The organism is Rhodococcus sp. WWJCD1, assembly GCF_002258735.1.
In the GTDB taxonomy this organism is placed as follows: Bacteria; Actinomycetota; Actinomycetes; order Mycobacteriales; family Mycobacteriaceae; genus Rhodococcoides.
On the sequence record NZ_NOXY01000015.1, the window covers coordinates 66231 to 87128 of the forward strand.

Annotated in this window: 21 protein-coding genes; 8 read left to right on the forward strand and 13 right to left on the reverse strand. The window is 63.7% G+C overall.

What is annotated here, in order from left to right; genetic code table 11:
- Positions 1–5: 5 nt before the first annotated feature.
- The 9 genes from paaE to CH286_RS10770 form a co-directional block, all read right to left on the reverse strand.
- On the reverse strand, positions 6–1100 hold the full coding sequence (paaE, locus tag CH286_RS10730; RefSeq protein ID WP_094609210.1) for a 1,2-phenylacetyl-CoA epoxidase subunit PaaE: 1095 nt from the start codon (positions 1098–1100) through the stop codon (positions 6–8).
- Complete coding sequence (gene paaD, locus CH286_RS10735; protein WP_094609257.1) at positions 1100–1561, reverse strand: 1,2-phenylacetyl-CoA epoxidase subunit PaaD; 462 nt, start codon at positions 1559–1561, stop codon at positions 1100–1102. The genes paaE and paaD overlap by 1 nt, the downstream gene beginning before the upstream one ends.
- 41 nt (positions 1562–1602) lie before the next feature.
- Positions 1603–2520 carry a 1,2-phenylacetyl-CoA epoxidase subunit PaaC gene (gene paaC / locus CH286_RS10740; RefSeq protein WP_094609211.1) on the reverse strand — a complete coding sequence of 306 codons (918 nt, stop codon included), beginning with the start codon at positions 2518–2520 and terminating at the stop codon, positions 1603–1605.
- Positions 2521–2548: 28 nt separating this feature from the next.
- Positions 2549–2911 (reverse strand): 1,2-phenylacetyl-CoA epoxidase subunit PaaB, encoded by a 363-nt coding sequence (paaB, locus tag CH286_RS10745; RefSeq protein ID WP_032379886.1) that lies wholly within the window; start codon positions 2909–2911, stop codon positions 2549–2551.
- Positions 2908–3855 carry a 1,2-phenylacetyl-CoA epoxidase subunit PaaA gene (gene paaA, locus CH286_RS10750; protein ID WP_032379887.1) on the reverse strand — a complete coding sequence of 316 codons (948 nt, stop codon included), beginning with the start codon at positions 3853–3855 and terminating at the stop codon, positions 2908–2910. Before paaA ends, paaB begins: the two co-directional genes overlap by 4 nt.
- Positions 3856–3975: 120 nt before the next feature.
- The gene (locus tag CH286_RS10755; RefSeq protein ID WP_094609212.1) at positions 3976–4746 is read right to left on the reverse strand and encodes an enoyl-CoA hydratase/isomerase family protein; all 771 of its coding nucleotides are present in this window, start codon (positions 4744–4746) and stop codon (positions 3976–3978) included.
- The gene (locus tag CH286_RS10760) at positions 4743–5594 is read right to left on the reverse strand and encodes a 3-hydroxyacyl-CoA dehydrogenase family protein (RefSeq protein WP_037154823.1); all 852 of its coding nucleotides are present in this window, start codon (positions 5592–5594) and stop codon (positions 4743–4745) included. Before CH286_RS10760 ends, CH286_RS10755 begins: the two co-directional genes overlap by 4 nt.
- Positions 5591–6313, reverse strand: coding sequence for an enoyl-CoA hydratase/isomerase family protein (locus CH286_RS10765; protein WP_037154820.1), 723 nt, complete (start codon positions 6311–6313; stop codon positions 5591–5593). The genes CH286_RS10760 and CH286_RS10765 overlap by 4 nt, the downstream gene beginning before the upstream one ends.
- On the reverse strand, positions 6310–7509 hold the full coding sequence (locus tag CH286_RS10770; RefSeq protein WP_094609213.1) for a thiolase family protein: 1200 nt from the start codon (positions 7507–7509) through the stop codon (positions 6310–6312). Before CH286_RS10770 ends, CH286_RS10765 begins: the two co-directional genes overlap by 4 nt.
- 111 nt (positions 7510–7620) lie before the next feature.
- Here CH286_RS10770 and CH286_RS10775 point away from each other — a divergent pair, with 111 nt between their 5' ends.
- From CH286_RS10775 to CH286_RS10795, 5 genes are all read left to right on the forward strand, one after another.
- Positions 7621–8232: a TetR/AcrR family transcriptional regulator gene (locus CH286_RS10775; RefSeq protein ID WP_032380646.1), complete on the forward strand. Its 612-nt coding sequence runs from the start codon at positions 7621–7623 to the stop codon at positions 8230–8232.
- 76 nt (positions 8233–8308) lie between these two features.
- Positions 8309–10336, forward strand: coding sequence for a phenylacetic acid degradation bifunctional protein PaaZ (gene paaZ, locus CH286_RS10780; protein WP_094609214.1), 2028 nt, complete (start codon positions 8309–8311; stop codon positions 10334–10336).
- Positions 10333–10650 (forward strand): EthD family reductase, encoded by a 318-nt coding sequence (locus CH286_RS10785; protein ID WP_094609215.1) that lies wholly within the window; start codon positions 10333–10335, stop codon positions 10648–10650. Before paaZ ends, CH286_RS10785 begins: the two co-directional genes overlap by 4 nt.
- A 23-nt stretch (positions 10651–10673) precedes the next feature.
- On the forward strand, positions 10674–11042 hold the full coding sequence (gene paaI / locus CH286_RS10790) for a hydroxyphenylacetyl-CoA thioesterase PaaI (RefSeq protein WP_170944730.1): 369 nt from the start codon (positions 10674–10676) through the stop codon (positions 11040–11042).
- Between the two features lie 29 nt (positions 11043–11071).
- Entirely contained in the window at positions 11072–12181 is a 1110-nt protein-coding gene (locus tag CH286_RS10795; RefSeq protein WP_094609216.1) for a helix-turn-helix domain-containing protein, read from the forward strand.
- On the opposite strand, the gene CH286_RS10800 is transcribed toward CH286_RS10795, so the two are convergent.
- Positions 12165–13574, reverse strand: a complete 1410-nt coding sequence (locus CH286_RS10800) for an FAD-binding oxidoreductase (protein WP_094609258.1) — start codon at positions 13572–13574, stop codon at positions 12165–12167. The two genes, CH286_RS10795 and CH286_RS10800, sit on opposite strands and share 17 nt — an antisense overlap.
- A 295-nt stretch (positions 13575–13869) precedes the next feature.
- Here CH286_RS10800 and CH286_RS10805 point away from each other — a divergent pair, with 295 nt between their 5' ends.
- Positions 13870–15171, forward strand: a complete 1302-nt coding sequence (locus tag CH286_RS10805; protein WP_037154805.1) for an MFS transporter — start codon at positions 13870–13872, stop codon at positions 15169–15171.
- A gap of 82 nt (positions 15172–15253) precedes the next feature.
- On the opposite strand, the gene CH286_RS10810 is transcribed toward CH286_RS10805, so the two are convergent.
- The 3 genes from CH286_RS10810 to CH286_RS10820 all read right to left on the reverse strand — a co-directional run bounded on the left by CH286_RS10810 (position 15254) and on the right by CH286_RS10820 (position 18407).
- On the reverse strand, positions 15254–16216 hold the full coding sequence (locus CH286_RS10810; protein ID WP_141215830.1) for a hypothetical protein: 963 nt from the start codon (positions 16214–16216) through the stop codon (positions 15254–15256).
- A gap of 254 nt (positions 16217–16470) precedes the next feature.
- On the reverse strand, positions 16471–17397 hold the full coding sequence (locus tag CH286_RS10815) for a zinc-binding dehydrogenase (protein WP_094609217.1): 927 nt from the start codon (positions 17395–17397) through the stop codon (positions 16471–16473).
- 131 nt (positions 17398–17528) lie between these two features.
- Positions 17529–18407, reverse strand: coding sequence for a LysR family transcriptional regulator (locus tag CH286_RS10820; RefSeq protein WP_037154798.1), 879 nt, complete (start codon positions 18405–18407; stop codon positions 17529–17531).
- A 285-nt stretch (positions 18408–18692) separates the two neighbouring features.
- Between CH286_RS10820 and CH286_RS10825 the strand changes: the two genes are divergently transcribed.
- On the forward strand, positions 18693–19763 hold the full coding sequence (locus tag CH286_RS10825) for an isocitrate/isopropylmalate dehydrogenase family protein (RefSeq protein WP_037154796.1): 1071 nt from the start codon (positions 18693–18695) through the stop codon (positions 19761–19763).
- Between the two features lie 89 nt (positions 19764–19852).
- On the forward strand, positions 19853–20836 hold the full coding sequence (locus CH286_RS10830) for an NAD(P)-dependent oxidoreductase (RefSeq protein WP_094609218.1): 984 nt from the start codon (positions 19853–19855) through the stop codon (positions 20834–20836).
- The last annotated feature ends 62 nt before the right edge of the window (positions 20837–20898 follow it).

Consider the following 20898-nt stretch of genomic DNA (forward strand, 5'->3'; position numbering starts at 1 on the left):
TGGTCTCAGGCGTCGAAGTCGACGGTGACGGTGTCGCTGAGTGGGTAGGTCTGGCAGGTGAGCACGAAGCCGGCATCGACTTCGTTGTCTTCCAATGCGTAGTTGCGCCGCATATCCGTCTCGCCGAATGTGATCTTCGCGCGGCAGGTGCCGCACACCCCGCCCTTGCACGCGAAGGGAAGATCGGAGCGCAGTTGCTCGGCGGAGTCGAGGATCGACTCGTCCTGCGGCAGTGCACCTGTCACCTCACGGCCGTCGAGGATGATCGTGACCTCGCTGCTCGGGCCGGTGATGCCCGGTTCGCGATGCTTCTCCTGCGGTGGGGGCACGTCGTCGACATAGAACAGCTCGGCGTGGATGCTGGTCTTCGCCACACCGAGGTCTCCGAGAACCTGTTGGGCATCGGTGACCATCCCGAACGGGCCACACAACCAGAAATGATCGATTTCCGGTGTGGCGACGACGGTGTCGAGTATCTCGCGCAGTCGTTCGGCGTCGAGTCTTCCGCTGAACAGTTCGACCTCGCGCGGCTCCCTGGACAGGACGTGAATGACGTCGAACCGGCTGCCGTACTGGTCCTTCAGGTCCGCGATCTCCTCGGCGAACATCACCGTTCGGGTCCGCCGGTTACCGTACAGCAAAACCACTTCGGCGTCGGGGTTGGTCAGGACCGAGGCGGCGATCGACAGCATCGGGGTGATGCCCGAGCCGGCCGCGATGAGAACATGCCTGCCCGCCTCGGCCGGATCGGCGTGGAAGGTGCCGGTGGGCCCCTGAACGTCGATTCGATCGCCTGCCTTGACGTCGTGGACCAACCACGAGGAGAACAGGCCGTCGCTCACCTCCCGCACACCGACGCGGGGACGCGCGCCCACCGGTGCGCAGATCGAGTAGGAGCGACGGTGCTCGACGCCGTCCACCGTGCGGCTGAGCATCAGGGATTGCCCTGGGCGAAAGTCGAATTCGTCCGTGAGGTGTTCGGGCACGTCGAACGTGACGGCCACGGCGTCGTCGCACAGTGACTCGACATCCGCGACGGTCAACGTGTGAAAAGGCTTGTTCCGCAGATTCTTCTGTTCGGGTTCAGCGGTGACGGTCATCAAATTTCCTTCACGTGGTCGAAGGGCTCGAGGCAGTCGTCACACCGGTACTGGGCTTTGCAGAGGGTGGCACCGAACTCGGAGGTGAGGCGGGTATTCGTGGAAGTGCACTGGGGGCAGGCGATCTGCCGCGGTTTCACTGTCAGGGTCAACGGGACCGGACCACCCGTCCGAGTCGGGGCGGGGCCGGGCACGGAGTAGCCGGCTTCGCGAAGCTTGCGCAGGCCCTCCTCGGAGATCCAGTCGGTGCTCCACGCGGGGGAGAGGCTGGTGACGATCTCGACGTCGGAGTAGCCGTGGTCGGTGAGCTTGTGCGCGATGTCGTCGCGCATCGTCGCCATCGCCGGGCATCCGGAGTACGTCGGAGTGATCGTCACGAGCACACTGCCGTTCTCGCGTACCACGACGTCACGGAGGACGCCGAGGTCGTCGAGAGTGAGCAGCGGCATCTCGGGATCCATGACGGTGGCGGCGATCTCGCGTGCCGTTCGTTCGAGAGTGGTCACCAGACTCCCTCCGGATGCGCTCTCGCGACGACCTGCATCTCGGCGATCAACGGCCCGAACGCCTCGGTGTGAATGCCGCGACGACCACCGCGGCCGCCGATGGTGCCCACGGACTTGCCCTCGGGTGCCTCCAACTCGGCTGCGTGCAGCACCTGCGCGAGAACGGAATCGAACTCCTCGCGAACGTCGCGTGGGTCGACGCCGACACCGACCTTCGCGAGTGCGATCTCCTCGTCCGTCGGCACGAACAGTTCGGAGACGTACGGCCAGATCCGAGTCACGGCGTCGCGGACGCGTCGCTTCGATTCCTCCGTGCCGCAGCCCAGAGTGACGACCCAGCGTGCCGAGTAGTCGCGGTGGTACGTCAGCTCTTTGACGCCCTTGTTCGCAACCGCGGCGAGAACGGGATCGCGGGAATCCTGCAGCCGAGTGAAGAGTGCGAGACGCCACGTCGAGAACACCAGAAGGCGCACCTGAGATTTGGCGAAATCACCGTTGTCGAGCTCGGTGAGTCGTACGTTCCGGAAGTCGGCCTCGTCGCGGAAGAACGTGAGCGCGTCCTCGGCCGGCGCGGGGGAGGTGTCCGAGATGAACGGCACGACCGTCGGGTCGGCTTTGGCGGCGCGGGCCAGCAGTAGCCGGGCCTGGCCGAGGAGATCGAGGCCGACGTTGGCCAGTGCCACTTCCTCTTCGAGTTCCGGTGCGCGGGTGCTCCACTCGGCCAGGCGCTGTGAGCTGATCAGCGCATCGTCGCCGAGCATGAGGCAGTACGCGGCAAGGGCTTTCAGGTCGACGTCGTCGGGCACGGTGGTATCGACTCCGGCGAGCGGGTCGTCGAAGCTCGTCCCGAATGCCCACTGCCCGTGCGAATCCTCGTCGACGAGGCCCTCGTAGGCGCTGTCGTGATCAGTCATGAGTGCTTGTCCTCTTGAAGTGTGGGTCTCACATGTGGGGAACGTTGTCGGGGATCTCGTAGAACGTCGGGTGGCGGTACACCTTGTCGCCACTCGGAGCGAAGAACGGATCCTTCTCCGACGGCGACGACGCGACGATCGAGTTGGACGGAACCACCCAGATGCTGACGCCTTCGTTGCGGCGGGTGTAGACGTCGCGAGCATGCCGCAGCGCCATGTGGTCGTCGGCGGCGTGGAGTGATCCGACGTGGACGTGGTTCAGGCCGCGCTTGCCTCTGAGGAATACCTCGTACAACGGCCAATCGGCCTTGACCGCTTCTCTTTTCGGCTCGACCGGAACACCCTCGGTAGGCACTGCTCCGTGGCCGCCCTCTGCGGTGAACTCGCTCATGATGCTGCGTTCCTTTCGGCAAATGCGGTTGCGGCCTCGCGGACCCAGGCTCCGCCGTCGTGGGCTGCGCGCCGGTTCGCGATGCGCTCGACGTTGGAGGCTCCGTTGCCCTTGATGACCTGCATGAACTCGGACCAGTCGGGCTCGCCGAAATCGTGCGACTTGCGCTCCTCGTTCCACTTCAGATCCGGGTCCGGGAACGTGACGCCCAGTGCTTTCGCCTGCGGGATGGACATGTCGACGAAGCGTTGGCGCAGTTCGTCGTTGGTGTGGCGCTTGATGCCCCACTTCATCGACTGCTCGGTGTTGGGGGACTCGTCGTCCGGCGGGCCGAACATCATCAGAGCCGGCCACCACCAGCGGTTGACTGATTCCTGAACCATGGCGCGCTGTTCGTCGGTGCCGCGCATCATCGTGGCGAGCAGTTCGTAGCCCTGTCGCTGATGGAACGACTCCTCTTTGCAGACGCGGATCATCGCGCGTGCGTACGGGCCGAAGCTGCTGCGGCACAAGGGAACCTGGTTGCAGATCGCTGCACCGTCGACGAGCCAGCCGATGGTGCCCACGTCGGCGTACGTCAGGGTGGGGTAGTTGAAGATCGAGGAGTACTTCTGCTTGCCCTCGATGAGCTTGACCGTCAGATCGGCGCGGTCTGCACCGAGCGTCTCTGCGGCGGAGTACAGGTAGAGGCCGTGGCCGGCTTCGTCCTGCACCTTGGCCATCAGGATCGCTTTGCGGCGCAGTGACGGCGCACGGGTGAGCCAGTTGCCCTCCGGCTGCATACCGATGATCTCGGAGTGCGCATGCTGGGCGATCTGGCGGATGAGCGACTTGCGGTAGCCGTCGGGCATCCAGTCGCGGGGCTCGACGCGCTGTTCGCGGGCAACGGTGTCGTCGAACCCGTCCTGCAGCGTCTCGGCGGACAAGGTGTTTGACGTGGTCATAAGTCCTACTTTCATTACCGAATGATCGGTTGGTAACCAGTATGCCTCGAAGTGACCCCTGGCACAAGAGCGGCTTCGCCGCAGGTGCGCGAAACCTCGTAGCAGGGGTCGAGTTTCCGCTCACATGCCGACGAAGGAGGCTCTCTTTTTGTTCAGGAACGCGTCGACGGCGGCCTTGTGGTCCTGCGTCTGGCCCAGGGCGGTCTGCGCCTGCGCCTCGCGGTCCAGTGCGTCGGACAGTCCGGATCGAGCGATCAGTGCCTTGACCTGTTTGTAGGCCTGGGTCGGTCCGGATGCGAGTGACGCGGCCAGCGTGCGCGCTGTCTCGAGAACATCCGCATCGTCGACGACGCGATGCACAAGGCCCCAGTCGAGGGCCTGTGCGGCGGTGACCTTGTCGCCGAGCAGCATCAGACCCGCGGCCAGGCTCGATCCCAGTGCCTGGACCAACGTGTAGCTCAATCCCGAGTCACTGGCCAGGGCGATGCCGGTGAATGCCGTCGCGAACGACGACTTGGTGCCGGCCACTCGGATGTCTCCGGCCAGAGCGATCCCGAGACCTGCGCCGACGCATGCGCCGGGGATGGCGACGACGATCGGCACCTCGAGCGCAGCGAACCCTCGGATGACCGGGTTGTAGTGCTCACCGACGGTATCCATCGCCGTGGCCGGATCGGCCTCGAGCGCGGTGACGTGCTCACCCAGATCCTGGCCGACGCAGAAGTTCTTGCCCTCGGCGGTGATCAATACGGCACGCACCTCGGGTGCGGCGGCGTTCTGAACGGCCTCCGCCAACGCGAGCTTCGTCGCGACGTCGAGGGCATTGTGTGCCTCGGGGCGCGCGAGGGTGATGGTCGCCAGGCCGTCTTTGATGTCGAACCGTACCGTCATGCGTTCGTCCAATCGTGAAAGCCGCGACCGGACTTGCGTCCGATGTCGCCGCGAGCAACCATGTCTCGCAACAACTGCGGGGGAGTGAACCTGTCGCCGAGGGTCGACGCCAGGTGTTCTGCGATCGCGAGCCGGACGTCCAACCCCACGAGGTCGGTCGACCGTAGCGGACCCATCGGGTGCTTGTAGCCGAGTTCCATGGCGCGATCGATGGATTCGGCGTCGGCGACGCCCTCCTCCAGCATCCGAATGGCTTCGAGTCCGAGGCAGACGCCGAGCCGTGACGTCGCAAAGCCGGGGGAGTCGTTGACAAGCACTTCGGTCTTGCCCAGGAGCGACACCCACTGCTGTACTCGCTCCACCACGTCCGCGGAGGTGGCAGGCGCGCGCACGATCTCGACGAGAGTCGACGCCGGAACCGGGTTGAAGAAGTGCATCCCGATGAAGCGGCTCGGATCACCCAGTGCTGCGCCGAGTTCGGCGATGGAGATCGAGCTCGTGTTCGACGCGATGACGGTCTGGGGCCCGGCGATCTTGTCGACGAGAGCAAGCACCTCGACCTTGAGTGACGGGATCTCGGGAACGGCTTCGACAATCAGGTCGAGTTCGGCCGGGAGATCCGCGGGCCCGGCGACGGTGGAGACCCGGGCGAGAATCGCATTGGGATCCTCGCTGAGTTTGCCGCGCTCGTGCGCCCGGTCGAGTCCGGTGGAGACTCGTCCGAGGGCGGCCTGCTGGTCGGCGGCTTCGGCGATGACGACGTTCGAGCCGAGAGCCGCGAACACCTGGGCAATACCGGCGCCCATGCGTCCACCACCGACGACGGCCACGTTAGAGGGAACTGTCATTTCTTCTTCTCCAGAAATGCCGTCATTCGGCGTTGTTTGTCTTCGGTCTCGAACAGCACGGCCTGCGCGATGTCGTCGGCCCACGGGTGCGAACCGGGCGCATCGAGAATCTTCTTGGTCAGCTTCAGTGCCAACGGTGCTTGCTTGGCGATGCGATCCGCGAGGGAATGCGCTGCGGCCAAGGGCTCGTCGACGACGTCCAGCACCAGGCCGGAGCGGAGTGCCACCTCGGCGTCGAGCGTCCGGCCACCGAGGAGAACCTGCTTCGCGACGGACACTCCCACCAGTGTCGGTAACCGGTAGCTGGCCCCGGCGGCAGCCATGATGCCCAGGCCCGGTTCGGGATTGCCGAACACGGCCGTCGGCGACGCGATGCGGATGTCGCAGGCGTAGGACAACTCTGCTCCACCGCCGAGCGCGTAACCGCGCACTGCTGCGATCGTCGGCAGGGGCAGTGCGGCGAAGCGGTCGAACAGGTTTCGGTTGATGCCGCGCAATGCGTCGTCGCGGGTGCGGGCCCGCAGCTGATTGATGTCGGCACCCCCGGCGAAGTGCTCGCCCGCGCCGGTCAGGATGACGATTCTCGGATCCTGCTCCACGAGCGCGCACACCTCGTGCAACTCGCCGATCATCTCGGAATCAATTGCGTTGCGTTGCTTCTCGCGACTCAGAGTGACGACAACGCGGTCCGTCAGCTCCTCGACGACGAGCGTGTTCACGGTGCCTCGATCAACATCGACACGCCTTGCCCGACGCCGACGCAGAGCGTCGCGAGTCCGCGGGACGCTTTCTCACGTTCCATCCGGCCCAACAGCGTCAACAGAATTCGAGCACCCGACGAGCCGAGAGGGTGTCCGAGGGCGATGGCACCGCCGTCGGCATTGACGATGTTCTCGTCGAGCTTCAGCTGGCGGATGACGCCGAGGGACTGTGCCGCGAAGGCCTCGTTGAGTTCGACGGCACCGAGATCCTCGACCGACCATCCTGCGCGGGTGAGCGCCTTCTGTGTGGAGGGCACCGGCCCGAGCCCCATGATGTGCGGCGCGATACCGGCACTCGCGCTGGTGACGATGCGTCCGCGCACCTCGAGGCCGTACTTGTTCACGGCCTCTTCCGATGCCACCACCAATGCCGACGCACCGTCGGTGAACGGCGAGGACGTTCCGGCGGTGACGATGCCGTCCTTGCGGAAGACGGTCTTCAGGGTGCCGAGCTTCTCCACTGTGGTTCCGCGTCGCGGCGTCTCGTCCTCGGTGACCTCGCCGCTCTTGGTCGTGACGGGCACGATCTCGTCGGCGAAGCGTCCGGCGTCCTGGGCGGCGACGGCACGCTGCTGACTGCGGAACGCGAAGGCGTCGGACTCCTCGCGGGTGATGCCCTCGCTGAGCGCCACTTCTTCGGCGGTTTCGCCCATCGACAGGGTGATCTTGGGATCGGTTCCTGCGTCGTGGGAGGCGAAGGTCGGATTGGTGAATCGCCAGCCGAGGGAGGTGTCGAAGATTTCTCCGGGTTTGGCCCACGCGGTTCCCGGCTTGGCCACGACCCACGGCGCGCGGGTCATGGACTCGACGCCACCGGCGACGATGATGTCGGCCTCACCGCTGCGAATGGTGCTGGCGGCATTCGCAACCGCAGTCAGTCCGCTCGCGCACAGGCGGTTGACGGTATATCCCGGCACCGTGTGCGGAAGACCTGCGAGCAGAACCGCCATTCTCGCTACGTCTCGATTGTCCTCGCCTGCCTGGTTCGCGGCGCCCAGAATCACCTCGTCGATCCGGTCGACGGGCACACCCGCGCGCCGGACCGCCTCGGCGACGACCAGCCCGGCCAGATCGTCGGGGCGCACCGACGCCAGTGCTCCGCCGTAGCGTCCGTGCGGCGTGCGTGCGCCGGCCACGAGAAATACTTCGCCCACTTGAAATCTCCTCCGTACGGTTGCGTCATTAATAACCGAACATTCGGTCGTTTGGCAAGGTTTGCTGCCCACGGTGCTGTGGAATCGGGCGCCGACTGAGAAGATGTGGCAATGACAACCGCACGCGCGCCGCGCAAGACCGGACAGCCAGGGCGGCCGGGATACGACCTGGACTCGCTCTTGGCAGTGGCGGTCAAGGTCTTCAACGACCGTGGATACGACGGCACCAGCATGGAAGTTCTGGCGAAGCGGCTCGGCATCACCAAGTCCTCGATCTATCACCATGTGTCCGGCAAGTCCGAGTTGCTCGAACTCGCGTTGTCGCGGGCTCTCAATGCGCTGTTCGCCGTGACGACCGAGGATCGGGCCACGACCGGGCGATACATCGACCGCCTCGAATACCTGGTGCGTCGCAGCGTGGACATCCTGTGTGCGGAGCTGCCCTACGTGACGCTTCTGCTGCGAGTCCGCGGCAACACCGACGTCGAGCGCCGGGCCCTCGCCCGTCGACGCGAGTTCGATTCTTTCGTTACCGGGCTCGTGGTGGCCGCCGCCGAGGAGGGCGACCTGCGTCCAGGGGTGGATCCGGCACTGGCGTCCAAGCTCGTGTTCGGCACGGTCAACTCGCTCATCGAGTGGTACCGCCCGCGCACCGGCGGATCCGTCGAGGAATTGGCCGACGCCGTCGTGGCCCTGACCTTCGACGGCCTGCGCCGCACGTAGGGCGACAAGTCTTGACATCTCGGCGTTCGACGGCGATGGTAATTACCGACCGAACGTACGGTGAGATGGAGGCGTTGTGAGCAGACTTCTGGAAAGCTATGCCCAGGGCACGTGGTATTCCGCAACCGATGAGGGCGCGCCGCTGCTGAGCGCCGTCGACGGCAGCGAGATCGCCCGGGTGTCATCCAGTGGACTCGATGTTGCGGGCATGATCGACTACGCCCGTACCGTCGGAGGGCCCGCGCTCGCAGCCCTGACGTTCCACGAGCGTGCAGCTCTGCTCAAGCAACTGGGCCTGACGCTGATGGCAGGCAAGGAGGAGTTCTACCAACTCTCCCGGCACACCGGCGCCACCACCCGCGATTCCGGTGTCGACATCGACGGCGGATTCGGAACCGTGCTGAGCTACGCGAGCAAGGCCCGACGCGAACTCCCCAACGAGACGGTCTATCTCGATGGCGCGATCGAGCAGCTCGGTAAGAAGGGCACCTTCCTCGGTCAGCACATCTACACCTCGAGGCGCGGCGTCGCCGTCCAGATCAATGCGTTCAATTTCCCAGCCTGGGGCTTCCTCGAGAAGCTGGCCCCCGCGTTCATCGCGGGCGTGCCGTCGATCGTCAAGCCTGCCAGCCAAACTGCGTACCTCACCGAGCTGGTGTTCCGCCGGATCATCGAGTCAGGGTTGCTGCCCGAGGGTTCGGTGCAGTTGCTGTGCGGCAGTGCCCGCGGTGTGCTCGACCACCTCGGCGGCCAGGACTCGGTTGCCTTCACCGGATCCGCCGATACCGCTGCGACCCTGCGTTCTCATCCCAACGTCGTAGGCGAGGGACTGCACTTCACGGCCGAGGCGGATTCCCTCAATGCTTCGATACTGGCATCCGATGTGGCACAGGACGATCCAGAGTTCGATCTCTTCGTCAAGGGTGTCTTCACCGAGATGACGTCCAAGGCCGGGCAGAAGTGCACAGCCATTCGCCGGGTGCTGGTTCCGCAGGACTCTGTCGAGCTCGTCATCGAGGCACTGAAGACCAAGCTGGAGAAGGTCGTCGTCGGTGATCCGGCCGACGAGGGGGTCACCATGGGTGCCCTCGCCAGCATCGATCAGCGAGACGAAGTCCTCAAATCCATTCGTGGACTGACCAAGTCCGCATCGGTGGTCTTCGGCGATCCCGACGCGGTGGATCAGCGAGCAGGCGCGTTCATGGCACCGGTGCTGCTGAAGGCCGGCGACAAGGCCGCGCCCGAACCGCACGAGATCGAGGCGTTCGGGCCGGTATCGACCGTCATCGGCTACGACGGCACCGCAGACCTGCTCGATCTCGTAGCCCGCGGAAAGGGCTCTCTGGTTGCATCTCTCGTGACCAAGGATTCTGCGATCGCGCGTGAGATCGTCCTGGGCAGCGCGCCGTACCACGGCCGCATCCTGGTCCTGAACTCCGAGGACGCCAAGGAATCGACCGGCCACGGATCGCCTCTGCCCGTACTGGTGCACGGCGGACCCGGTCGCGCAGGCGGCGGTGAAGAACTCGGCGGTATCCGCGGCGTCCTGCACCACATGCAGCGCACTGCAATTCAGGGAACACCGGACGTCCTGACGGCCATCGGCAACAAGTGGGTCGCCGGGGCGAAGCAGACGACCGGCGACGTCCACCCGTTCCGTAAGAACCTCGGCGAGCTGAAACTGGGCGACACCATCATCGGTGGACCACGGCAGGTCACCCGCGCTGATATCGATCATTTCGCCGAGTTCACCGGGGATACGTTCTACGCTCATACCGATCCTGAAGCGGCAGCCGCCAATCCGCTGTTCGGTGGAATCGTGGCCCACGGCTACCTGGTGGTCTCCATGGCCGCCGGGCTGTTCGTCGACCCGGCCCCGGGCCCCGTCCTGGCCAACTTCGGCGTCGACAGCCTTCGCTTCCTGACGCCGGTCAAGGCCGAGGATTCGTTGACGGTCACGTTGACGGCCAAGCTCATCACACCGCGTCAGAGTGCCGATTACGGCGAGGTGCGTTGGGATGCAGTGGTTGTCAACCAGGACGGTGACCCCGTCGCGACCTACGACGTGCTGACCCTGGTCGCGAAGCCCGAGGCCGCATCATGAGCGTACGAGTAGCCGTCTGTTACGGGATGCCCGAGGACACTGCCGCATTCGATCGTCACTACGCCGAGGTGCACGTGCCCCTCGCGCGGGCTGTCCCCGGTTTGGTCGACTTCACCTGGGGCACGCTCGACTCGCTCGACGATTCACCGCCGCCGTACTACGCGATCGCCAGCCTGTACTTCGCGGACGAGACATCGCTGAAGGCAGGATTGGCCTCGCCCGAGATGAAGGCCGCGGGCAAGGACTTGCGCAACTTCGCAACCGGTGGCGTCACGATGTTCACCCAGAACGAGCAGTCGGTGTTGCAGCCGTGACGGATTCGATGATCGCGCGAGAGATGTTCGAGGTCGACGCCGCGTCCCGCAAGCTCGGCATCGAATTGATCGAGCTGTCACCTGGACACGCGAGGATGTCGATGGTCGTGACCGAGGACATGGTCAACGGCTATGCCATCACCCACGGCGGCTACGTCTTCCTGCTGGCGGACACAACGTTCGCAATGGCTTGTAATTCGCACGACGATTCGGCCGTCGCGGCACGTTGCGACATCCGATACCTCCGTCCGACGAAGGCCGGGGACGTGCTGGTTGCAGATGCCGTCGAACGTGCCCGGTTCGGCCGGAACGGCCTCTACGACGTGTCGGTGACGTGTCGAGACGAGCTGGTCGCCGAATTCCGAGGTGACAGTCGCACCGTGGCCAGGTAGTCGGATCTGCTCGGAAGTACGGTGAGTCGATGACCACTGCCGATCTGTCTGCCTTGGCCGACGCCACGGCGGCTGCTGTGGGCGGCGCGGTATCGGTGATGGACCCGGCCGGCTACGTCGTGGCCTACTCGTCGCTGCCCGGGCAACCGATCGACGACGTGCGGCGCGACGGGATTCTCGGCAAGCAGGTTCCGTCCGAGTACATGGCGCACCATACCGACGAGGAGTTCCGGCGCAGTTCCATTGTGCGGATCGTCGCCGTAGCCGGGGTGCTACCTCGCCTGGCCGTGCCGGTAACCAGTGGCGGCGAATATCTCGGTTCGATCTGGTGCATTGTCCCCACCGCGGCGGTATCGCGGCCCGAGCCGGCCGCGATGGCTGCACTGCTACGGGCAGCAGCCGAAGCAATACCGTTGCTGAGTCAGCGACCGCAGGCTGTGGGTGTCGAAAAACCCAGGGCACGTGAACTACTGACCGATCCAGCAGCCGTCACACCCGATGGGCAGCTGTACACGGTGCTGGCGACCCGGGTGCAGTCGGACAGGCCGGAAGCCACCGCGTCGCGACTGCGGGGGATGCTCGACCTGACCTTCGGGCAACAGCTCGACTCGGGTGCTGTCGTGATCGACGGCGCTGCCTTCCTCGTGATGCGTTCCGAAATCCCAATCACCGTAGACGAATTCGAGCACCTTCGACGCAGGGCTGTATCTGCCCTCGGAATTCCGGTGACGTTCGCGCTCGGTGGGCCGGACGAACGCCCGATGACTGCTCGAGTGCATGCGCAGTGGGCGCTCGACGCCTGCGAGGACGGTTCTCCGACCATCATGTTCGAGGACGTCCGAGTCCAAGCCACGCTGCGCAGGGCAGGGGCAGCTCTGTCGGAGGTGTCGTTGGCGTTGCCTGCCGTCGAACGGATGCTTTCCTGCGATGCTTCGGAAGGTACCGAGTACGCCGCGACGGTGCTGGCGTTGTTGGCGCACGAGTCCAACGTTGCCGCCGCAGCTGCATCGCTGTACCTGCACCCCAACACCTTCCGCTACCGACTCCGGCGTACCAAGGAGTTGTTCGGTCTCGATCTCGACGACGCGGACACCCGGTTGCTGGTCTGGATGTCGCTACGGCTCAGGGCCGGGCGGTGAGGACCTTCCCGGGGTTGAGCAGGTAGTGCGGGTCGAGGAATTCTTTGATGCCGCGCTGCAGTTCCGCTGCAACCGAGTCGAGTTCGGTCTCGAGAAGGTCCCGCTTGAGCAGTCCCACCCCGTGCTCGCCGGTGATGGTTCCACCGAGTGAGAGGGCGAATGCCGCAATCTCGTCGAACGCGCTGTGCGCCTTCGTCAACGATGAGGGGTCGAGGGGGTCGACGATGACCGTCGGATGGATGTTCCCGTCACCGGCGTGGCCGACGACTCCGATGACGATACCCAGCCGGTCTGCGACCCGACCCACCTCGTCGATCATCGTGGCGAGTTGTGAAATGGGAACGGACACATCGTCGACCAACGGCGAGCCGAGACGCTCGAGTGCCGGGTACGCCAGTCGACGGGCCTGCACGAGCTGCTCCGATTCGACCTCGTCCTCGGCAACGGCCACATCGGTCGCACCGGCTGCGGTGCACAGTGCGGCGATAGCCTCGAGCTCCTCCACAGCGCCTGCGCCGATGTCGGATTGGGCGATCAGCACTGCGGCTGCGTCGGTGCCGAAGTCCATCCGGGCGTAGGCGTCGATCGCGGCGATAGTGGTGCGGTCCAACAGCTCGAACAGGCTCGGGGTGATACCTGCTGCACGAATCCTCGACACTGCCTCTCCTGCAGCGACAGTGGAGGGGAAGGTCGCAGCCGTCGTCAGCGGAGTTGAACTGGGAAAGTCGAGGCCGACGGTGGCCTCGGTGATGATGCCGAGCGTTCCCTCCGAGCCGACGAACAGTTCGGCCAGAGAGAGGCCTGCAACACCTTTGACGGTGCGTCGACCGACGAACGTCGCGCGGCCGTCGGCGAGTACGACGCGCAGCCCACGGACGAATCGTGCTGTAACACCGTATTTCACGCAGCACAGGCCGCCGGCGTTGGTGGCGATGTTGCCGCCGATCGTCGAGGCCTCCCAGCTGGATGGATCAGGGAGGTACGTCAGTCCCTGCTGCACGGCAGCATCTTTCAACTCTTTGTTGGTGACACCGGGTTGCACGACGGCGGTGCGGTTGACGACGTCCAGCTCGACGATCTTGTTCATGCGCCGGGTATTGAGGGCGATGGCTCCGACGCTGGCATTCGCGGCTCCGGCCAGGCCGGTCAATGCTCCCTGTGGCACAACAGGAATGCGGTGTGCCGACGCGATCTCCATGATGGCTTGCACGTCCGATTCCGTGGTCGGCAGTACCGCCACCAGAGGCAGGGTGGATTCGCACAACGCTGCGGCGTCGTGCCGGTAACCGGCGAGAATGTCCGGGTCGGTCACCACCGCGTCGGCACCGAGGGTGCGCATCAGTTCGTCGATGACGTGAGAGTGGTGAACGAGAGTCGACGTGGGTGCGGCCATGAGTTCGAGTATGACCGGCGTCACTGTGGACGTCTGCGTCGTTTCGGACGAAGCGACAGGCCCCGATCGGTAGATTCCGACGAAGTGCGTCCATCGCCTTGTTATGTACGCGACCACCTTGACAAACTACGGTGGCGCCGGTCACAGTAATTACCGACCGAATGGACGGTGAGTTTTATCCGATTCTGCGCTTGCACGTAGTCGCCGTCCTTCACCCATCGCAACCCGCCCCGCCCCACTCCGAACGGCCGCTCGATGCCCGAGCGCCGGAGCCCGATTGAAACGAGACAAGTCGATGTCAACTCAGGTCGAGACGCCCACCGGGGTGTCGCGTGAGCATCGCCGCGCCGCCATGGCCAGCATGGTCGGTACCACCGTCGAGTGGTACGACTTCTTCATCTACGCGCAGGCGGCGTCGCTCATCTTCGCCCAACTGTTCTTTGCGCCCATGGGCTCGTCCGGACAGCTGGTCGCCTACGTGACCATCGGTATCAGCTTCGTCTTCCGTCCTCTAGGGGCCATCGTCGCCGGCTACTTCGGCGACAAGATCGGTCGCAAGAAGGTCCTCATCGCGACCCTCACCCTGATGGGTGCTGCCACGGTCGGTATGGGACTGCTGCCGACCTACGCGACCATCGGCATCTGGGCTCCGATCATTCTGATCGTGCTGCGCATTCTGCAGGGGTTCTCCACCGGCGGCGAGTGGGGCGGCGCAGCGCTGATGGCCGTCGAGCACGCCCCGAAGGGCAAGCGTGGAATCTACGGCGCAGCAACCCAGATGGGTGTTCCGCTCGGCATGCTCATTGCGGTGGGAACGTTGGCACTGTGCACCGGCTTGCTCAGCGAAGAGCAGTTCGAGGCCTGGGGCTGGCGCATTCCGTTCCTCATCAGCTTCGTGCTGATCCTCGTTGGCTTCTACATCCGACGTCGCGTCGAGGAGACTCCGGTGTTCAAGGAGCTCGCAGAACGTAAGGAGCGCAACCACACTCCAGTTCGTGCACTGTGGCGCACCAACAAGAAGCAGGTCATGCTGGCCGCGCTGTCGTTCATCGGCACCAACGGCAACGGCTACATCATCGTCGGCGGCTTCATAGTGGCTTACTCGACCAGAGAGCACGGTCTCGCTCGCGTGGACGTGTTGGTGGCCAGCCTGTTCGCGGCCATCGTGTGGGGAATTTTCACCCTCCTCGGCGCGTATCTGTCCGATCGCTACGCCCGGACCACCATCATGAACCTCGGAAACGCGGCAATGGTGCTGTGCGCCATCCCGTTCTTCCTGCTCGTCGACACCGGTGAACTGCACTGGATCTACGTGGCCCTCGGTCTCTTCGCCGTCGGACTCGGACTGTCGTACGGTCCGCAGCCGGCGCTGTACGCCGAGATGTTCCCTGCTGCAGTTCGATTCAGTGGTGCGTCCATCGGCTACGCCATTGGCACGGTGCTCGGTGGAGCATTCGTTCCCACGATCTCCGAGGCACTGTTCAAGGGAACCGGCACCTCGATGTCGATCTCGATCTACCTGATGATCCTGGCCGCCATCTCCTTCGTTGCGACCTCGCGAATCAAAAACCGTAGGGACGAGGATTTGAACGTCTGACACACGTAGGACGAAAGCCCCGGAACCACTGCGGTTTCGGGGCTTTTGTCGTCTGTTCTTCAGACTACTGCGGCACTGCTGCTCAGGGGCCATCCAGGCTTGGTTCTTCCGCCTCCATCAGTTCGACGTCCTCGGGCGACAGAATTTCGTTAGGGTCGTAATTCTTGGTCAGTTGACTATCTCCAGCCGAGTTCGGATCTGTGCCGAGGACAATCTGCAGGCCCAGTGCCAACGGTTCGGTCGAATCGGAAGGTCCGATGGTCTCGGCAAATGCCGCGCCGACCGCGTCCGCCGCGAGAATTTCCCCGAGGACCGACGAGGACAGGTCGACATCGTGCCCGGCGGCATCGGATGACGACGTGCACGACTGAAAGTAGATGGGGACTATGGATTGTGCCGTCTCCCACTGGCTCTCCAGACCGGCATCAACTGCGGCGGCACGCAGCTGCGCTCGTATTGCCGCTGCGTCCGATGCTCGCATCGGCGGTGCGTCGCGAACCGCCTCGACGTATTGTTCGTACCCGTCGCCGGCGAACTCTTCGACCACCTCGATGACGGATGACCAATTCGGTCCGAGCATCCGATTCAGACTCTGTTCGGTGACCTCGAACGTCGAGATGTGTTGCGCGTCTGCGGCGTAGTACTCCGCGGTGTCGCGAATGGGATCCAAGCCCGTATCCGGGCTGGGTGCTGCTATCCAGAGTGCTTCGGCGATGGACGCGTCGCCGGGTACGGTACTGGCACGGTCTGCGGCCTGACTGGACGTCAGCTGCCCATCGACTGCAAGGTCAGGCCCGGGCACGATGCCGTTGACGAGCAGAAGCTCCCCCGCAGTCCTGGACAGCTCCGTCAACCGACGAGCCGGGTCGACGTTCTCGTCGGCGGGACCATCAGGTGCGCAGGTGTTCCCGCGGAGATACGGATTGGCCACGGCTTCGACTGGGGGTTGTTCGTCTGCAGTGTCGCCAGTTCCGCACGCACCCACTGTTGCCAGAACCACAACCCCACAAGCGAGCGCAACGAGCCTGGAGCGACGAAAGACCATGAGCGAAGCCTAAGGCCAGTGCCGGACATCAACAACGGTGCACAGATGTTCGGTCTTCATGGTGCCGTCCGCGTGGTCCCATCACGTAAACGGCCTGGTCGCAGATCCAGCATTGGAGTCTCCTCGGTGCCCGGCGAAATCGTCAACGGCAACGGACCCCGAATGCGAGTAGCTTCGGCCGAGGCTCGAAACTCCTCGCGGGCAGTCGGATCTGGGCCGCTGACGGTTGCGTTACTTGGGCCCGCATCGACCAACTAGTGGGAAATCGTGAGTACGGCTTTTCCGCCGGGCAATTCGCGTCGTTTCATCAGTTCGATCACGTGGACGAGTTCCGACCAATCGACGGAGTGCCCCGGTGTCGGATCGATGCGGCCGTCGGCGGCCAAGCTCACGAGCAATTCGAGGTCCTCGCGTTCGGGGTACGCGACTGCATACGACATGTAGTTGGTGATCGTCGCGCCCTCGTGACCCATGAACGAGAAGACATCGAGCTCGGCCTTGGTGCCGGAACTGTTGCCGATCATTACCAGCGTGCCCTTGGGGGCCAGCACGGACAGTGCGGCTTCGAGTACTGCACCGCCGACGGATTCGATGATCAGATCGAAGGGACCGGATGCGTTCGATGGAGTGGCTGTGACCTCGGTTGCCCCGAGTTCGACCAGTTCACTGGCTTCGTTCTCGCCGGCTGTCGTGATCGCTGTGACCGACGCACCTGCGGCACTGGCCAATTGGATCTGAAACCGACCCACGCCGCCGTTGGCTCCGGTGATGAGAACCTTGCGTCCCAGCAGGTCGCCGCCCAAACGTACGGTGCGTAGCGCGGTCAGTCCCGCCATTGGCAGAGCGGCAGCGATGTTGGTGCCCAGTGTATCCGGGAGAACTGCCATTCGATCGGTGCGCACGGCCGCGAGTTCGGACCATCCGGCTCCGTCGACCATTCCGACAATCGGTGTGCCTGCTTGGGGTCCGCTCCCGTCTGCGGCCGCATCGATCACGACGCCACTGATGTCCTGGCCGGGTCGCCAGCCGTGGCCTCTCGCGGCCATGAGGGACAGTTCCCCGCGGTTGACAGAGAACGAATGGATCTGCACGAGAGCCTCATCGGCGGCCGGCTTCGGATCTTCGGCTTCGAGACGTTGGATGGGAGTATCAGAGTCGGGGGTGTTGATCGTCGTGTACATCGGCGTATCCGATCTCGTCGTGTGGTCACACCGAGAGGGTGTGAATCTGTACGACGACGAGTCAACGCCGATCCGTCGGTGTGAACCAGAAGCAATTCGTGCACTCAGCGTTCACGAAAAGCAATCGGAGGTCAGATGTGGGCGCACGCTTCGGCCAGGGCGTCGACGAGCGTGGTCCGTTCTCGTACCGCCAGCCACATCTGCACGACCATGCCGGGATCGGTCACGGGCCGGAAGGTGACGCGTTCGGTCGACATCGCTTGTGCTGAGCCCTCGTACATCGCTGTCCACGATGGTGGTCCCGAGCCGAGTTCGAGCACTGTTGTTTGTAGGTCTCGGAATGGAATTCCCGTGCCCGGCTCGAACCCGGAGTCCGCACAGGCACGGAGCACGGTGGCGGCGAAGGCGGGGTTCTGCTCGGACGGAATCAGGCGCAGCGGAAGGTCCGCCAGATCCGCTAGCGCTAGATCGGGTTTGGAAGCCAGCGGGTGGCGCGTGGGAATCGCGACGACGATCCGGTCGACCCAGGCCGGAATGAGGTTCAGGTCCTGGTCGTTTCTGGGCAGGCGAACCAGTGCGGCGTCGAGTGCACCCGAACGGACGGCGTCGAGTTGTTCCCATACCTGCCCGATTTCCAGTGTGACGAGCAGATCGGGAAAATGTGTTCCGAGGTGGTCCAGCAGTAGATCGACGCGTTTGCCTGACCCGCCTGCTATTCCCAATCGAAGATGCGGTGGTGCGTCGGACTCGTCGGAGCGAGATCGCACAGCCGCAGCGGCATGTGACACAGCATCGAGCACTGCTCGAGCTTCTGGGACCAGCCTGCACCCCGCGGCGGTCAGCGCTACTTGGCGTTTGGACCTGTCGAACAGCGGCTGACCCAGCTCGTGTTCGAGTCTTCGTATCTGTTGACTGACCACGGCCTGGACCACGTGTAATCGCTCCGCCGAACGGGCGAAATGCAGTTCTTCGGCGACCACTAGAAAGTACCTGAGCTGCTTGATCTCCATGTCGAGAACCGTCCCCTGCTCGGACTCCGCGTTCGTAGAACCTATCGGTCGGCATCCAGCGTGTACCGCAAGGGCGCACGAAGGAAAGCCGTCGTTCGTCAGTGCGGAGCGTGGTTCCCATCGCTGTACACGGTCGCTTGTGAGGCGAGTCACGCGCTGCTACCCTTCTTATCAGAAGACAGTAATCTAATTCTCATTTAATGAGAACCAGTAGGGGTTATCGAAAGAGCCTCTCCTTTCCCATCCGACAGTCCAGGCACGTGCGACAAGCGAAGCAGGAGAACAGTGACTCGATACGACATTGCCGTCATCCCCGGCGACGGAATCGGAACCGAAGTGGTGGATGCCGCCCTGACCGTCCTGAAAAAATGTGAAGCGCGCTACGGGTTGGAGATGGAATACGCATTCCATGACTTCAGTGCAGATCTGTACCGCCGCACGGGGCGCAGGATCACCGAGGCGGACATGGACGAGATAGGAAAGTCCGACGCCGTGTTGTTCGGCGCGATGGGCCTACCTGATGTCCGTGATCCCGAAGGGCTCGAGCTCGGCGCTCAGGTCGAAATGCGCGCGCACTACGGACTTTTCTCGAGTCTCCGGCCGGTTCGGCTGTTCCGAGGAGTCGATAGTGCTGTGAAGGCGGAACACATCGACATGCTCGTGATTCGCGAGACGACCGAGGGCATGTTCGCTGGATTGGCCGACGTGCACGAGCCCAGCGACGAGCAGGCGAGCGATCGGATGACGATCACCCGGGCCAATTGCGAGAGGCTCTTCGCAATGGCCTTCGGGCAGGCGCGGGAGCGCCGCAAGAGGGGAACGCCGGGGCACGTGACGTTGCTGCACAAGTCGAATGCCCTGCGCAGCAATGTCCTCATGGAGAAAGTCTTCGACGAGGTTGCGGCGAAGAACCCCGATATCGGGAGCGCAAAGCTCTACATCGATGCGGGATCCATGCTGATGGTCACCGACCCCGGGCGCTTCGACGTCGTGGTCACCGAGAACATTTTCGGCGATATCGTGTCCGAGATCGCAGCAGGTCTCGTCGGAGGTCTCGGTGTCGCGCCGTCGGCCGATGTCAGTTTGGAGCGCGGAGTGTTCCAGCCTTCGCACGGGAGCGCGCCCGATATCGCGGGCAAAGGCATAGCAAATCCGATCGCGATGATTCTCTCTGCCGCCATGATGCTGGAGTGGCTCGGCGAACGACGTGGAGACGATCGATGCATCGCCGCCGCACGGGGTATCCAGGATGCTGTCGAGTCCGCGCTGGAGTCGGGCCCGCGGTCGCGTGATCTGGGCGGATCGGCAAGTACCCAAGATGTAGTGGAAGCGGTCGTCGACGCTCTGCCGGCCTGATCCAGTGCGGCACCTCGCGTGCTGCGTAGAGATCGACGAGAACCGCGGATCGCGGTTCGACAACGAACACCGAAAGTGACGCCACGACAATGAAAATTTTGTTTGTCAATCCGTTGAAGGACTACATCGACCGAATCACCGAATCCGTTCCGGATGGATTCGAGGTCAAAATCATGTCTTTGGATTCCGACGTGTCCGAGATGTGCGAGGAAGCGGCCGATGCCGACTTCATCATCTCGGGCGTCGACGTTCCGGAGGACGTGTTCCGCGCAGCAAAGAACGTCAAGTTCATCCAGTACATGAGTTCCGGCTACGGGCAACTCTCGCTCCCCGTATTGAACGATCTGGGTGTGCCGGTTGCGCAAATGAAGACGCACTCGATTTCCGTCGCTGAACATGCGCTCACGTTGATGTTGACGTTGCTCAGGCGAATTCCGGCGTCGATGGAGCTGATGAGAGAAGGAAAGTGGCGCCAAGAGCTGGACGAGACCTCGTACTCGGAGCTCTACGGGAAGACCGTCGGAATCGTCGGTCTCGGAAATATCGGTCGCTGGGTGGGCAAGATAGTCCATCACGGGTTCGGAGCCAACGTCGTCTTCTACGACAACGCCGAAATACCCCTCACCGTTTCCGAACTCATCTCGGCTCGGCAGGTCTCACTGTCGGAACTGATGGCCGTATCAGATGTCGTCTGCCTCAGTGTCCCGTTGAACGAGGAATCCGATCGGATGATCGGCCGAGACGAACTGGCGATGATGAAACGCAGCGGGGTTCTCGTCAACGTCGGACGCGGCGAAGTCGTGGACGAGACCGCACTGATCGAATTCCTGCGTGATGGCCGCATCGCCGGTGCCGGCCTGGATGTCTACCAGAGCGAGCCGCTCGACCTATCGAGCGAATTGCTTCGGCTGGATCAGGTCGTGTGCACGCCGCATATGGCCGGAGTCGGCTGGGAGAATGTCCAGCGCAGAATCGAGACCGTGTGGCACAACTTCGATACGGTCCTTCGAGGTGGTATCCCCAGCGGAGTGATCACTACGGTCAAACGTGCGGCTGTCACCGTGGATGCGTGAAGTCCGACTCTGTACCTGACCGCCGACCAGCGGGTCGTAGTTGACAATGGTGTGTCCCCGGT

Bases quoted from the DNA above. Each gene is read 5' to 3' on its own strand.
- paaE (WP_094609210.1), bottom strand. From the start codon at position 1,100: ATGACCGTCACCGCTGAACCCGAACAGAAGAATCTGCGGAACAAGCCT.
- paaD (WP_094609257.1), bottom strand. From the start codon at position 1,561: ATGGATCCCGAGATGCCGCTGCTCACTCTCGACGACCTCGGCGTCCTC.
- paaC (WP_094609211.1), bottom strand. From the start codon at position 2,520: ATGACTGATCACGACAGCGCCTACGAGGGCCTCGTCGACGAGGATTCG.
- paaB (WP_032379886.1), bottom strand. From the start codon at position 2,911: ATGAGCGAGTTCACCGCAGAGGGCGGCCACGGAGCAGTGCCTACCGAG.
- paaA (WP_032379887.1), bottom strand. From the start codon at position 3,855: ATGACCACGTCAAACACCTTGTCCGCCGAGACGCTGCAGGACGGGTTC.
- CH286_RS10755 (WP_094609212.1), bottom strand. From the start codon at position 4,746: ATGACGGTACGGTTCGACATCAAAGACGGCCTGGCGACCATCACCCTC.
- CH286_RS10760 (WP_037154823.1), bottom strand. From the start codon at position 5,594: ATGACAGTTCCCTCTAACGTGGCCGTCGTCGGTGGTGGACGCATGGGC.
- CH286_RS10775 (WP_032380646.1), top strand. From the start codon at position 7,621: ATGACAACCGCACGCGCGCCGCGCAAGACCGGACAGCCAGGGCGGCCG.
- CH286_RS10785 (WP_094609215.1), top strand. From the start codon at position 10,333: ATGAGCGTACGAGTAGCCGTCTGTTACGGGATGCCCGAGGACACTGCC.
- paaI (WP_170944730.1), top strand. From the start codon at position 10,674: ATGTTCGAGGTCGACGCCGCGTCCCGCAAGCTCGGCATCGAATTGATC.
- CH286_RS10795 (WP_094609216.1), top strand. From the start codon at position 11,072: ATGACCACTGCCGATCTGTCTGCCTTGGCCGACGCCACGGCGGCTGCT.
- CH286_RS10800 (WP_094609258.1), bottom strand. From the start codon at position 13,574: ATGGCCGCACCCACGTCGACTCTCGTTCACCACTCTCACGTCATCGAC.
- CH286_RS10805 (WP_037154805.1), top strand. From the start codon at position 13,870: ATGTCAACTCAGGTCGAGACGCCCACCGGGGTGTCGCGTGAGCATCGC.
- CH286_RS10810 (WP_141215830.1), bottom strand. From the start codon at position 16,216: ATGGTCTTTCGTCGCTCCAGGCTCGTTGCGCTCGCTTGTGGGGTTGTG.
- CH286_RS10815 (WP_094609217.1), bottom strand. From the start codon at position 17,397: ATGTACACGACGATCAACACCCCCGACTCTGATACTCCCATCCAACGT.
- CH286_RS10820 (WP_037154798.1), bottom strand. From the start codon at position 18,407: ATGGAGATCAAGCAGCTCAGGTACTTTCTAGTGGTCGCCGAAGAACTG.
- CH286_RS10830 (WP_094609218.1), top strand. From the start codon at position 19,853: ATGAAAATTTTGTTTGTCAATCCGTTGAAGGACTACATCGACCGAATC.